This window comes from Ureibacillus galli, from assembly GCF_014836845.1.
Classification (GTDB): Bacteria; Bacillota; Bacilli; order Bacillales_A; family Planococcaceae; genus Ureibacillus; species Ureibacillus galli.
Window position 1 is genome coordinate 15167 of record NZ_JACSQA010000009.1, and the last position, 12803, is coordinate 27969.

General features: G+C 35.6%; 11 protein-coding genes. 3 read left to right on the top strand and 8 right to left on the bottom strand.

The window, feature by feature from the left end:
- Positions 1 to 78: 78 nt before the first annotated feature.
- The 6 genes from H9636_RS07995 to pdhA all read right to left on the bottom strand — a co-directional run bounded on the left by H9636_RS07995 (position 79) and on the right by pdhA (position 7453).
- On the bottom strand, positions 79 to 768 hold the full coding sequence (locus H9636_RS07995) for a response regulator (protein ID WP_191707101.1): 690 nt from the start codon (positions 766 to 768) through the stop codon (positions 79 to 81).
- On the bottom strand, positions 761 to 2365 hold the full coding sequence (locus tag H9636_RS08000; protein ID WP_191707102.1) for an ATP-binding protein: 1605 nt from the start codon (positions 2363 to 2365) through the stop codon (positions 761 to 763). The genes H9636_RS07995 and H9636_RS08000 overlap by 8 nt, the downstream gene beginning before the upstream one ends.
- Positions 2366 to 2550: 185 nt before the next feature.
- A complete protein-coding gene (lpdA, locus tag H9636_RS08005; RefSeq protein WP_191707103.1) occupies positions 2551 to 3963 on the bottom strand; it encodes a dihydrolipoyl dehydrogenase in 1413 nt (470 codons plus the stop codon).
- A gap of 3 nt (positions 3964 to 3966) precedes the next feature.
- Positions 3967 to 5331, bottom strand: a complete 1365-nt coding sequence (locus H9636_RS08010; protein WP_191707104.1) for a dihydrolipoamide acetyltransferase family protein — start codon at positions 5329 to 5331, stop codon at positions 3967 to 3969.
- 28 nt (positions 5332 to 5359) lie between these two features.
- Entirely contained in the window at positions 5360 to 6337 is a 978-nt protein-coding gene (locus H9636_RS08015) for an alpha-ketoacid dehydrogenase subunit beta (RefSeq protein ID WP_122972380.1), read from the bottom strand.
- A 3-nt stretch (positions 6338 to 6340) separates the two neighbouring features.
- Complete coding sequence (gene pdhA, locus H9636_RS08020; protein WP_191707105.1) at positions 6341 to 7453, bottom strand: pyruvate dehydrogenase (acetyl-transferring) E1 component subunit alpha; 1113 nt, start codon at positions 7451 to 7453, stop codon at positions 6341 to 6343.
- Between the two features lie 395 nt (positions 7454 to 7848).
- Here pdhA and def point away from each other — a divergent pair, with 395 nt between their 5' ends.
- Positions 7849 to 8406, top strand: a complete 558-nt coding sequence (def, locus tag H9636_RS08025) for a peptide deformylase (RefSeq protein ID WP_191707106.1) — start codon at positions 7849 to 7851, stop codon at positions 8404 to 8406.
- A 133-nt stretch (positions 8407 to 8539) separates the two neighbouring features.
- Here the strand turns inward: def and H9636_RS08030 are convergent, their stop codons facing one another.
- Positions 8540 to 9310, bottom strand: a complete 771-nt coding sequence (locus H9636_RS08030; RefSeq protein ID WP_191707107.1) for a Cof-type HAD-IIB family hydrolase — start codon at positions 9308 to 9310, stop codon at positions 8540 to 8542.
- A 481-nt stretch (positions 9311 to 9791) separates the two neighbouring features.
- On the opposite strand from H9636_RS08030, the gene H9636_RS08035 reads away from it, so the two are divergent.
- Together H9636_RS08035 and rnjA are read left to right on the top strand one after the other, a co-directional pair.
- Entirely contained in the window at positions 9792 to 10001 is a 210-nt protein-coding gene (locus H9636_RS08035; protein ID WP_191707108.1) for a DNA-dependent RNA polymerase subunit epsilon, read from the top strand.
- 5 nt (positions 10002 to 10006) lie between these two features.
- Positions 10007 to 11674: a ribonuclease J1 gene (gene rnjA / locus H9636_RS08040; protein WP_122972385.1), complete on the top strand. Its 1668-nt coding sequence runs from the start codon at positions 10007 to 10009 to the stop codon at positions 11672 to 11674.
- A 39-nt stretch (positions 11675 to 11713) separates the two neighbouring features.
- On the opposite strand, the gene H9636_RS08045 is transcribed toward rnjA, so the two are convergent.
- Positions 11714 to 12373, bottom strand: coding sequence for a potassium channel family protein (locus tag H9636_RS08045; RefSeq protein ID WP_191707109.1), 660 nt, complete (start codon positions 12371 to 12373; stop codon positions 11714 to 11716).
- Between the last annotated feature and the right edge of the window lie 430 nt (positions 12374 to 12803).

Here is a 12803-nt window from a genome sequence, read left to right on the forward strand (position 1 = left end):
AAGAAAAAAAGCACCATACTATGGTGCCATTCAAATGGAATAATATTTCATTTTAAGTTCTCAATTAAGTTCATATTATCATTCTTTATTTAATATGTACCTTCGCTCAGGTCTACCTACTGTTCCGTATATCAAGTCTGTATAAGCCTTATTTTCAGCTACTAAATGTTCCAAATAACGTCTTGCAGTTGAACGGCTAATCCCTAAATCTTTTCCTAACATTTCAGCCGTAACCCCTTTTGTACATGTACCTAAATATTGATACACTTTTGACTTCGTAATGGCATCGATTCCCTTTGGCGTTAATTCATCCAATCTTTGCATATCTTTGGTGGAAGTCCAAATTTCCTTTATTTCGTGTTCCTCAAGATGGGCATTTTTTTCAAGTAGCAACCGTTTGGAACGATAAGATTCCAAACTTTCTTTAAATTTATCAAATGTAAGCGGTTTTAATAAATAGTCTACTACCCCACCATGAAAGGCTTTTTTTAATATTTCTGTTTCAGATGCCGCTGTTATGAAAATCGTGTCCGTTTCAGGACTGTTTATTTTAATATATTCTAAAATGTCTGTCCCTAATTTATCTGGAAAATAAACATCTAATAAAACTAAATGTGGATGAAAAGAATCAATCCATTCAAAGGCTTCTTCCGCATTATAAGCTATTCCTACATTTTGAAACCCCTCTATTTTTTCAAGAAATTTTTGATGAATACGGGCAATTCTTTTATCATCCTCAATAATTAACACTTCTATTATGTCATGCATGATTAACCCCCCCTTTTCGAATCACGATGATAAATAGCGCTCCCCCTAAATCGCCATTTTCAATATATATTTCACCTCCTAGTTCCGCAACATTTTCTTTCACTTTTATTAGACCAAAACCATGCTGATTTTCTTTTTCTTTTGTTGTAATTCTTTTTTCAAATAATTGATCTTTTATATCATCATCAATACCGTTCCCACTATCCTCAATTTCTATTAATATTTCCTTTTCATTATCGAGAATTAAGATTCTTACCGAACGATCCTTTTCCTCTAAATGTTCAACAGCTTCGAAGGCATTTGTTACTAGATTTCCTAAAATTGATACAAAAAGATGTTTTTGTATCGTTTTCGGTAACTTTTCTAAACGGCTATCTTCATCGATGATTAATTTTATTTTTAATTCTTTCGCTCTATTATAAAAACCGATTAAAATCCCACTTATGAGCGGATCATTAAACCTTTGTGATATAAATTGAATTAAACTTCCTTGCTCTGCCCGTTCACTATGTATTAAATCAAGGGCCTCATGATAATTTTCTAACTGTATTAAACCAGAAATCGTATATAAAAAATTATTATATTCATGAGTTTGAGCACGTAATGCTTCTGCATATTTTTTTACTTGGGACAGTTCCATTGCTAAACGATCAATTTCCGATTGTAAACGAAAACTTGAAACGGCACCAACGACTTTATCTCCATTTAAAATCGGAATGCGGTTTACTACAGTCTTCTTTCCGGCAATAATCATTGGTCGGTCTAACTGTCTTTCGCCGGTCGATAAAACCTCGAATAAATGGGAATTCGGAATCACTTCACGGATATCTTTCCCTACTAATGGAACCTCTTCACTAATGGCCAATGTATTGTGTGCTGCCGAATTAACAACCGTAATGATTCCTTTATGATCTACCATAATAATCCCTTCTCGAACCGATTCAATAAGGGCATTTTGTTGTTTTAAAAGCTCGGCAATTTCAATTGGTTCATAATCGAGCAACTCCTTTTTCAAGCGCTTCGATAAAAGGGACGAGAAAATAATTCCTATTATTATACCAAAAATTAAAATATAAACAATATTATCCAAGTACCCTAAAAACATCGAACTAAGGTCTGTTTTTAAATATCCTACAGACACAACACCAATAATTTCACCGTTATATCCAATGACAGGCGTTTTCCCCCTAATAGCCGGTCCAAGACTTCCAGTCGCCTCCGAAATATAAGTTAATCCCTTTTCTAGTGCATCTTCGTTATCGTCCCCGACCATTTTTTTACCGATACGATCCTCCACAGGATGGGCATAACGAATCCCTTCTTCATTCCCGATTACAACATATTCGGCATCGGTTTCTCTCCTTATTTCCTCAGCTATCGGCTGAAGTACTTCAGATGGATTTTCTGCATAAAAACCTGCAATAATATCTGGACGGTTTGCTGTCGTCTTCGCAATTTGTACTGCTTTTAAGCCAATTTCATTTTTAATAACACTTGATAATGTAAAGTAAAATGAAATGCCAATGGCTATTGTAATTAATAAAATAACGAAAATATTATAGGAAAATATTTTCGATTGCATCGTATGAGATTTCATCGCTTCTCTCTCCAAAAGTAATATATAATGAACTCTCTCCATTATAATCAACTAAACGAAAATTTTGTAGGTTTTGATTATTCAGTAAAATGGAACTATAGGACGATAAGTATCTATTTAAAATTTATAGAAATAAAAAAACGTATTCACCTGCAGTGAGCAGTGTGAATACGTTTAAAATACAATTATTTTGAAATGATGTGGATTGGGTTGCCTAGTAATACTTCAGCAGTTTCCATTGTAATTTCACCTAATGTTGGGTGAGGGTGAATTGTTAAAGATACATCTTCTGCAGTCATTCCACCTTCAATTGCTAAACATAATTCTGAAATCATATCAGAAGCGCCAGCACCAACAATTTGAGCTCCTACAAGTAAACCGTCTTCTTTACGTGCAACTAATTTTACAAAACCTTCAGTTTGGTTTAAAGCAAGGGCACGACCATTCGCTGCGAATGGGAATTTAGCCACATTTACTTCTAATCCTTCAGCTTTTGCTTGTTCTTCACTGTAACCTACAGTTGCCATTTCTGGATCTGTGAAACATACAGCTGGAATCGCTAAGTAATCTACGATTGATTTTTCACCAGCGATTGCTTCTGCAGCTACTTTACCTTCGTAAGAAGCTTTATGAGCAAGTTGTGGTCCAGCAACGATATCACCAATTGCATAGATGTTAGGAATGTTTGTACGACATTGTTTATCAACTTTTAATAAACCACGCTCTGCGAACTCAATACCGATTTGTTCTAAGCCAAGCTCATCTGTGTTTGGACGACGACCAACTGTTACTAATACATAGTCAGCTTCAACAGTTTTCTCTTCTCCGCCAACTTCATAAGTAACAACTACGCCATTTTCGTTTTCAACGACACCTTTAGCAGATGCGTTTACTTCGATTGTAACACCTTTTTTCTTTAAGCCTTTTTTAACGATTTGAGTCATTTGTTTTTCGAAGCCGGCTAAAATATCTTTACCACCTTCAATAATTGTTACTTCAGTACCAAAGTTTGCAAATGCAGAACCTAGTTCTGTACCGATATAACCGCCACCGATAACGACTAATTTTTGTGGTAATTCTTTTAAGTTAAGAGCGCCAGTTGAATTTAAAACGCGATCAGTAAATTTAAATGTTGGAATTTCAACAGGGCGAGAACCCGTAGCTAAAATTGCATTTTTAAATGTATATGTTTGAGCAGAATCTCCGTCAATAACACGAACAGTGTTAGCATCAACGAAATATGCTTCTCCTTTTACGATGTTTACTTTATTTCCTTTTAAAAGGCCTTCTACACCGCCAGTTAATTTGTTTACAACGCTATTTTTGAAAGCTTGAACTTTTTCAAAATCAAGTTTCACTTCAGAAGCGATAACTCCCATATCTTCTGAATGTTTAGCATGTTCAAAACGGTGACCTACAGAAATTAAAGCTTTTGAAGGAATACATCCTACGTTTAAGCAAACGCCACCTAATACATCTTTTTCTACAATTGTTACTTTTTGTCCAGTTTGAGCTGCACGAATTGCGGCTACATAACCACCAGGGCCTGCTCCAACGACTAAAGTATCAATTTCAATTGCGAAATCTCCTACTACCATTTTTTACGCCTCCATTAATAAAAGTTCCGGGTCACTGAGCAAACGTTTTAAATGATTTAAAGCATTTTGCGCTGTGGCGCCGTCGATCATACGATGATCAAAGCTCAATGATAATGCTAACACAGGTGCCCCTACAATTTCACCATTTTTTATTACAGGTTTCTCTGAAATTCTTCCAATTCCTAAAATTGCTACTTCAGGATGGTTAATTACTGGCGTAAACCATTGACCTCCAGCAGAACCAATATTCGTTATAGAACATGTTCCGCCTTTCATTTCATTTGGTGAAAGTTTACCTTCACGAGCTTTTGTTGCAAGATCATTAATTTCTGCTGAAATTTTGAAAATAGACTTGCGATCAGCATGTTTTACAACTGGTACAAGTAAACCTTTATCTGTATCAGCTGCAATACCTATATTATAATAATGCTTTTGAATAATTTCATTTGTCGCGTCATCAAATGAACGATTTAATTCTGGGAATTCACGTAAAGTAGAAACTAATGCTTTTACCACATAAGGTAAATAAGTTAGTTTAATTCCTTTTTCTAAAGCGATATTTTTAAATTTCTTACGATGTGCAACTAATTCTGTTACATCCACTTCATCCATTAACGTAACGTGAGGCGCCGTTTGTTTAGAATGAACCATCGCTTTCGCAATTGCTTTTCGAATACCCGAAATTTTTTCGCGAGTTTCAGGGAATTCACCCTCAAAACTTACAGGTACTTCCACATTAGTCGTTGTAGTTGTTTCAGATTTCGTTTCTTCAACCGTAGAAACTGTTTCTGGTTTGTTTTCAGCTCCACCATTTAAATAATTATCGATATCAGATTTTAAAATGCGACCATTTTTACCTGTTCCACTCACTAAATGAATATCTACATCGTTTGTTCGTGCATATTTACGTACAGATGGCATCGCAATCACTCGATTATTGCTTGATGTTACTGTTGTCGGAGCTGGTGCTGCAGTTTGTTTAGACTCAGTTTCTTTTGAGTCCCCTTCCACTGGTGCCTTTTCGACAGGATCACCGTCTTCTGCTGTTCCTTGAACTTGTGCACTTGTAGTAGCAGTAGATTGTTCTTCCTTATGATGATCATCGCCTTTAAACTGAAGATTTTCATATCCAGGTGCATCAATGCGGATAATGACATCTCCTACGACCGCTACAGAACCCTCTTCTACGACGATTTCCTCAACTGTTCCTTCTACTGGCGAAGGCATTTCAACAACTGCTTTATCATTTTGAATCTCACAAAGTACATCATCTTCTTGAATCTTGTCGCCTGGTTTAACGAACCACTTTACAATTTCACCTTCATGAATACCTTCTCCAATGTCAGGCATGCGGAATTCAAACGCCATTTATTTCACCCTTTCTATCTACAAATCATTAGAATGTTAAAACTTTTTTTGCTGTTTCTAAAATATCTTTATAATTTGGTAACCAAATATTTTCAGCTTGTGGGAATGGATACACTGTATCAGGAGCTGCCACACGTAAAACTGGTGCTTCTAAACTTAGAATCGCACGTTCCGTAATTTCAGCTACCACATTTGCAGCGATACCAGCTTGTTTTTGTGCTTCTTGTACAACGATTGCTCGGTTTGTTTTTTCAACGGATGCAATAATTGTATCAATATCTAGAGGTTGAATCGTACGTAAGTCGATTACTTCTACTGAATACCCTTCTTTTTCAAGCTCTTCAGCTGCTTTTAAACTTTCATGAACCATTAATCCATATGCGATTATTGTTAAATCTTTTCCTTCACGTTTCACATCTGCTTTACCAAGTGGGATTGTATATGATTCTTCTGGTACCTCTTCACGAACAGAACGATAAAGTTTTAAATGCTCTAAGAAAATAACCGGATCATTATCACGAATAGATGAAATAAGAAGACCTTTTGCATCATAAGGTGTTGATGGGATAACAACTTTTAATCCAGGTTGTTGAGCCATTAAACCTTCTAAACTATCAGAGTGCATTTCAGGTGTATGAACGCCACCACCGAAAGGCGAACGAATTGTTACTGGCATCGCATACGTATTGCCTGTACGGTAACGGTAACGTGCTAACTGGCCATTGATTGAATCCATTACTTCATAAACGAAACCGAAGAATTGAATTTCAGGAACTGGTCGAAAACCTGTTAATGATAACCCAACTGCTAATCCACCAATCCCAGATTCAGCTAGTGGTGTATCAAATACACGATCGGCGCCAAATTCATTTTGGAGGCCTTCCGTTGCACGGAATACCCCACCGTTTACACCTACGTCTTCACCAAACACTAAAACATTCTCATCGTCTTTTAGTTCGCAACGTAGTGCATCCGTAATTGCTTGAATCATTGTCATTTGTGCCATAGGTTATTTCGACTCCTTCGCTTTGTAGATTTCATATTGCTCTTGTAAATTGTAAGGTTTTTCTTCGTACATATTTTCAATTAAATCCGTAACTTTTTGTTTTGGTGTTTCATCAGCTTTTTTAATCGCTGCTTTAATTTCTTCTTTAGCACGCTCGATTACTTCTGTTTCTTTTTCCTCTGACCATAATCCTTTACCTTCTAAGTAAATACGGAAGCGCACGATTGGATCTTTTGCTGCCCATTCGTTATCAATATCCGTTGTACGATAGCGTGTTGGGTCATCACCGGACATTGTATGTGGTCCATAACGGTAACACATTGTTTCAATTAAAGAAGGTCCATCACCGTTTACCGCACGTTCACGGGCATAGCGAGTTGCAACATAAACTGCTAGTGGGTCCATACCGTCAACTAAAATACTTGGAATTCCAGCCGCAATCCCTTTTTGAGCAATTGTTTTTGCTGCTGTTTGAACGTCACGTGGTGTTGAAATTGCATACTGGTTATTTTGTACGACGAAAATTGCTGGTGATTTAAAGGCACCTGCAAAGTTAATTCCTTCATAGAAGTCACCTTGTGAAGAACCACCGTCACCTGTATAAGTAATCGCAACATTTTTTGTGCCACGCTTTTTAATACCTAACGCTACTCCAGCTGTTTGAACGTATTGTGCACCAATAATAATTTGTGGAGGTACAACATTTACGCCTTCAGGAATTTGATTCCCTACAAAATGCCCCCGGCTAAATAAAAATGCTTTCCATAATGGAAGACCATGCCATACGATTTGAGGAACATCACGATAACCTGGTAAAATCCAGTCTTCTTTTTCCAAAGCAAAGTGAGAAGCTAATTGAGATGCCTCTTGACCTGCAGTAGGTGCATAGAAACCTAATCTTCCTTGACGGTTTAATGAAATCGAACGTTGATCCAAAATTCGTGTGTAAACCATACGAGTCATTAGTTCAACTAATTCTTCATCTGTTAAATCAGGAACAGCATCCTCATTAACGATTTTCCCCTCTTCATTTAAAATTTGGAACATCTCAAACTTGCTTTCGATCTCTTGTAAAATAGCAGTTGGATCAAATTGTTTTGAAATTTTTTCTCCCATAAAGCACCTCTCCTTAATTCTGTATTAAAATTTCTCTCAAAAAAAGTAGTACAATATATTGTTAGATTGAGTATATAAAAATAATTTCATTCGGTCAATCATAGATTATTGTTTAATTTGCACTTTTTTTCTTAATTCCACAAGACGATTCTAAAACTAACCTGTTATACTGAATTGAAAAACTGTATTACAACAGAACGTTTCAACTTATTATTTCATTAGTATTCACTGCATAATTTTTCTAAAATTATCATTCCCTCTTTTTCTCTATTTACATATACTGTTATAGTTAAACTTTTCATAAGCAAAAAAGTAAAACATATGATATTTTTAAAATATAATCAACAGTTTTGTATACTTTAAATACATAGTAGTTACTGAAAGGAAGAATAAATATGATTTTAATGGAAGATATTATTCGCGAAGGTCATCCTACATTACGGACAAGAGCTGAGGAAGTGACATTTCCTTTAACAGAAGATGACCGCAAACTAGCCTCTGAGCTATTGGAGTATTTAATCAATAGTCAAAACCCAGAGCTAGCTGAAAAATATGGTCTTCGCCCCGGTATTGGGTTAGCAGCTAATCAAGTTAATCAACTAAAAAGAATGTTCGCCTTACATGTAGAGGATGACAAAGGAGAACTTTATAGTTTTGTTGCGATTAACCCGAAAATTGTCAGTCATTCAGTAGAAAAAACTTATATTCCTTCAGGTGAAGGCTGTTTATCTGTCGACCGTGATGTACCAGGGTATGTCCCACGTTACGCACGAATTACTGCTAAATTCTATACCGTTGATGGTGAAGAAAAGAAAATTCGTTTAAAAGGTTTACCGGCTGTTGCTTTCCAACACGAATTAGATCATTTAAATGGTGTAATGTTCTATGACCACATTAATGAAGAAAATCCATTCGCTCCTGTACCGGATTCATTCCCACTTAATGGTGAGTAATAGATAAAGGAGGTGTCTTATTGAAGACACCTCCTTTATTATTAACAAAATATTTTAATTATAGTCTAGGTAGGTATTAATGTCCTACATAAACTAATAATAAAGTGACAAGTATTTGTAACCTATATACCTTTTATATAATACGTAGCTCTTTCATTGCTTTAGTTAAACCATCATTGTCGACATGATCTGTAATGTAATTAGCCACCCTTTTCGTTTGTTCATGGCCATTTCCCATTGCAACAGACGTACCAACCGCTTGCAACATTTCGATATCATTTAAACCATCTCCAAAAGCGATGGAATTTTCGATTGGTATATCCATTTTCTCCAATAATTTCTTTATACCTCTTGCCTTTGAACCGTCCTTCGGAATAATATCGCAAGAATATCGGTGCCATCTAATGAATTTCACTTCTGGGAATGTCTCATGATATAGTTTTTCATCGGTTTCTTCCATAAAAATGAGCGTTTGATACACGTCTTTATTTTCATAAAAAGAAGGATTGGTGACAGGATAAGGATACTGCAATGTATTGATACTTTCTTCAATAAATGGGTTTCCTTCAACAGAAGAGATCATCTCTTTATCATCTAAGAATACAACCGGATGGTTTCGTTCATGGCCAAACTGAATAATTTCGGATAAATATTCTTTTGGAACACTATCTGTATAGATGACCTTCCCTTTATACACGACATATTGACCATTAAATGTAACATATGTATCAATTTTTAACTCCTCTAAAATACTTTGAATCATAAAAGGAGCTCTACCTGTAGCAATCGCAATTTCATACCCATTTTCCCGTGCTTGTTCAATTGCCTTCTTTGCAGAATTAGGAATTTCCTTCCTACTATTATAAAGTGTTCCATCAACATCGAAAAATAGAATGTTCGTCATGTCAAAATCCTCTCAACGCATATTTATATGTAAACGAAAAATACTTTACATATAGAAAAATAACAGTATAATGAACTTAAGGAGTGATGTGCCATGTTAAAACGACTCAAAAAGAAAATTTTGAAACGATTAAATGGCATCCTCGGAAAAAAATCAATTGCTTAAGCCCTTCAAATTTGAAGGGCTTTTCTTTATTTTAAAGGAGACGCATGATAATATAAAGGAAATGCATCATTTTAAAGATTAGTGACATTTATCTTTCTTCAAAACAAGACTCTTCAACCAATTGATGGTAATATGGAGACAGGTGTTTTCAATGTTTAAATAGTCTATTTACTGAAGAAAGATAAAGCCTCTAGAAAATGTCGTAGATTTTAGTATATGTTTGAGCCAATATTCTGCTATATTTTCTAAGGCACAATAAAATTTTTTAAAATCTAGTCGATGCAAGAAAATGTACGTTAATTAAAGGAGAGAAAACATGATTTACAAAGTTTATTATCAAGAAAATGCTTTAGAGGTACCAGTTCGCGAAAATACAAAGAGTCTTTATTTAGAAGCATCTTCTGAAAGAGAAGTCCGCGATTATTTAAAAGACCGTAACTACAACATTGAATATATTCAATTGCTTGAGGGCAACTACTTAGAGTATGAAAAAAATAGCCCGAACTTCCGCTTGGAGAATGCTTAATATTTATGAAATTTGTAAAAAATGATCAAGCGGCTGTTTTCGCTCTCGGCGGACTGGGCGAAATCGGTAAAAACACATATGCAGTTCAATTCCAGGATGAAATTATTGTCATTGATGCTGGAATCAAGTTTCCGGAAGACGATTTATTAGGAATCGATTATGTTATTCCGGATTACACTTATTTAGTACGTAATGCTGATAAAATTAAAGGTTTATTTATTACCCATGGACACGAAGATCATATTGGTGGTATTCCCTATTTATTGAGACAAGTAAATATTCCGGTATACGGAGGAAAACTTGCTTTAGGTTTATTGCGCAATAAACTAGATGAACATGGTTTACTTCGTACAACAAAATTAATCGAAATTAAAGAAGACGATGTAATTAAATTTAGAAAAACATCCGTTAGCTTCTTCCGAACTACTCATAGTATCCCAGATGCCTTTGGAATCGTCGTTAAAACACCTCCTGGAAACATTGTTCATACAGGAGACTTTAAATTTGACTTCACTCCAGTAGGGGAGCCAGCAAACTTAACGAAAATGGCTGAAATCGGCCGAGATGGCGTACTTTGCTTACTATCAGATAGTACGAATGCTGAAGTTCCAAACTTTACGATGTCTGAACGTAAAGTCGGAGAAAGTATTCATGATATTTTACGAAAAGTTGAAGGACGTATTATTTTTGCAACCTTTGCATCAAATATTCATCGTCTTCAACAAGTAACTGATGCGGCAGCCCAATATGGCCGTAAAATTGCTGTTTTCGGTCGCTCGATGGATAACGCTATTTCCATCGGTCGTGAATTAGGTTATATAACTGCACCAAAGGAAACTTTTGTTGATGCACAAACGATTAATCGTTTACCTGCAAATGAAGTGATGATTTTATGTACCGGCTCTCAAGGGGAACCAATGGCGGCATTATCACGAATTGCAAATGGTACACATCGACAAATTCAAATACAACCTGGTGATACAGTTGTATTTTCTTCTTCACCGATTCCAGGTAATACAATGAGTGTTAATAAAATTATTAATCTATTGTTCCGCGCTGGTGCTGAAGTAATCCACGGTTCGTTAAATAATATCCATACTTCCGGTCATGGATCACAAGAAGAACAAAAATTAATGCTTCGACTCATTAAACCGAAATTTTTCATGCCGATTCACGGTGAATACCGGATGTTAAAAATGCACACGAATCTTGCAGAAGATTGTGACGTACCAATTGAAAATACGTTCGTTATGGAGAATGGAGACGTTTTAGCATTAAGTTCGAATGAAGCCCATGTAGCTGGCCGAATTCCTTCTGGTGATGTGTATATTGATGGCAGCGGTATTGGAGATATCGGAAATATTGTATTACGAGATCGCCGAATCCTTTCAGAAGAAGGATTGGTCATCGTCGTTGTTAGCGTCGATATGAAGAAACAAAAAATTGTTGCTGGACCTGACATTATTTCCCGTGGTTTTGTTTATATGCGTGAATCTGGTACACTTATTAGTGAAGCACAAAAAATGTTAAATAGTCATTTAAATGAAATGATTCAAGGAAAATCTACTCAGTGGACTGAATTGAAAAATGAAATTACCGACGTTTTAGGACCTTATTTATTTGAGAAAACAAAACGCCGTCCAATGATTTTACCGATTATAATGGAAGTATAATAAAAGGGTTGTCCCATTAAGGACAACCCTTTTTTTGTTTTAACTCATTGCTTTTTTTACAAAGCGATTAATATCCACATCGGCACCGATAACTAATAAAATATCCCCAAGCAATATTTTATCGTCGGCAGCAGGTGAAATGACAATCGTTTCCCCTCTTTTAATTCCAACAATATTAATTCCATATTTCGCACGAATATCTAGATCAATTAAAGAAAAACCTGCAATACGATCGTTCGCGCGAATCTCCATTATGGAATGCTCATCGGACAACTCTAAATAATCTAAAACATTGTTGGACATGATGTTATTCGCAATACGTATTCCCATATCCCGCTCAGGATGAACGACATGATCTGCTCCAATTTTCTTTAATACTTTTGCATGATAATCATTATGAGCTTTTACTGTTATTTGTTCTACGCCAAGTTCCTTTAGAATTAACGTCGTTAAAATACTTGCCTGTATATTTTCTCCAATCGCCACAATGACATGCTCAAAGTTTCGAATCCCTAAGGATTTAATCACTTCCTCGTCCGTTGTATCGGCAATTACGCTCTGTGTAGCAATTTTTGCGTATTCATCTACTCTTTCAGCAGAACTATCGATCGCTAAAACATCTGCCCCTAACCGCACTAACTCCCTTACAATACTTCCTCCAAAACGACCTAATCCTATGACAACAAATTCTTTTTTCATTATGCCCCTCCGTACAAAACATCAATGGTATTATTTTAACCTAGTATGATTATTTTGTACAAATAACGATTGGAAAAAAATTTATCCAATCCTCCTACACAAATCTTTTACAAAGTATATTCAAATTCGAAACATAATCATTTATAAATCGTTATGATGTTCCCCATTCCAAATGTTCCAATTTAAACAGAATAATCCTATTTGGGCAAAAGTAAAGGGTCAGTTCGATATACACTTCACTACCCGATAATATTAAGGAAATTACCCCTTTAAACAAATTGCCTTCTTCATCAATCATGATTTGTATATCAAATTATGGCGAGAAAATACAAAGGACTACTTCAACTACCATTAGCAGAAATTGAAGTAGCCCTAAGAGCACGAAACTGTTTTTCAGAGCACTATTATAATTAAAGGGATTCTTAATTTA

Excerpts from the sequence above, each read along its gene's own strand:
- H9636_RS07995 (WP_191707101.1), bottom strand. The coding sequence starts at position 768 with ATGCATGACATAATAGAAGTGTTAATTATTGAGGATGATAAAAGAATT.
- H9636_RS08015 (WP_122972380.1), bottom strand. The coding sequence starts at position 6,337 with ATGGCACAAATGACAATGATTCAAGCAATTACGGATGCACTACGTTGC.
- H9636_RS08010 (WP_191707104.1), bottom strand. The coding sequence starts at position 5,331 with ATGGCGTTTGAATTCCGCATGCCTGACATTGGAGAAGGTATTCATGAA.
- H9636_RS08000 (WP_191707102.1), bottom strand. The coding sequence starts at position 2,365 with ATGAAATCTCATACGATGCAATCGAAAATATTTTCCTATAATATTTTC.
- H9636_RS08030 (WP_191707107.1), bottom strand. The coding sequence starts at position 9,310 with ATGACGAACATTCTATTTTTCGATGTTGATGGAACACTTTATAATAGT.
- lpdA (WP_191707103.1), bottom strand. The coding sequence starts at position 3,963 with ATGGTAGTAGGAGATTTCGCAATTGAAATTGATACTTTAGTCGTTGGA.
- def (WP_191707106.1), top strand. The coding sequence starts at position 7,849 with ATGATTTTAATGGAAGATATTATTCGCGAAGGTCATCCTACATTACGG.
- rnjA (WP_122972385.1), top strand. The coding sequence starts at position 10,007 with ATGAAATTTGTAAAAAATGATCAAGCGGCTGTTTTCGCTCTCGGCGGA.
- pdhA (WP_191707105.1), bottom strand. The coding sequence starts at position 7,453 with ATGGGAGAAAAAATTTCAAAACAATTTGATCCAACTGCTATTTTACAA.
- H9636_RS08035 (WP_191707108.1), top strand. The coding sequence starts at position 9,792 with ATGATTTACAAAGTTTATTATCAAGAAAATGCTTTAGAGGTACCAGTT.
- H9636_RS08045 (WP_191707109.1), bottom strand. The coding sequence starts at position 12,373 with ATGAAAAAAGAATTTGTTGTCATAGGATTAGGTCGTTTTGGAGGAAGT.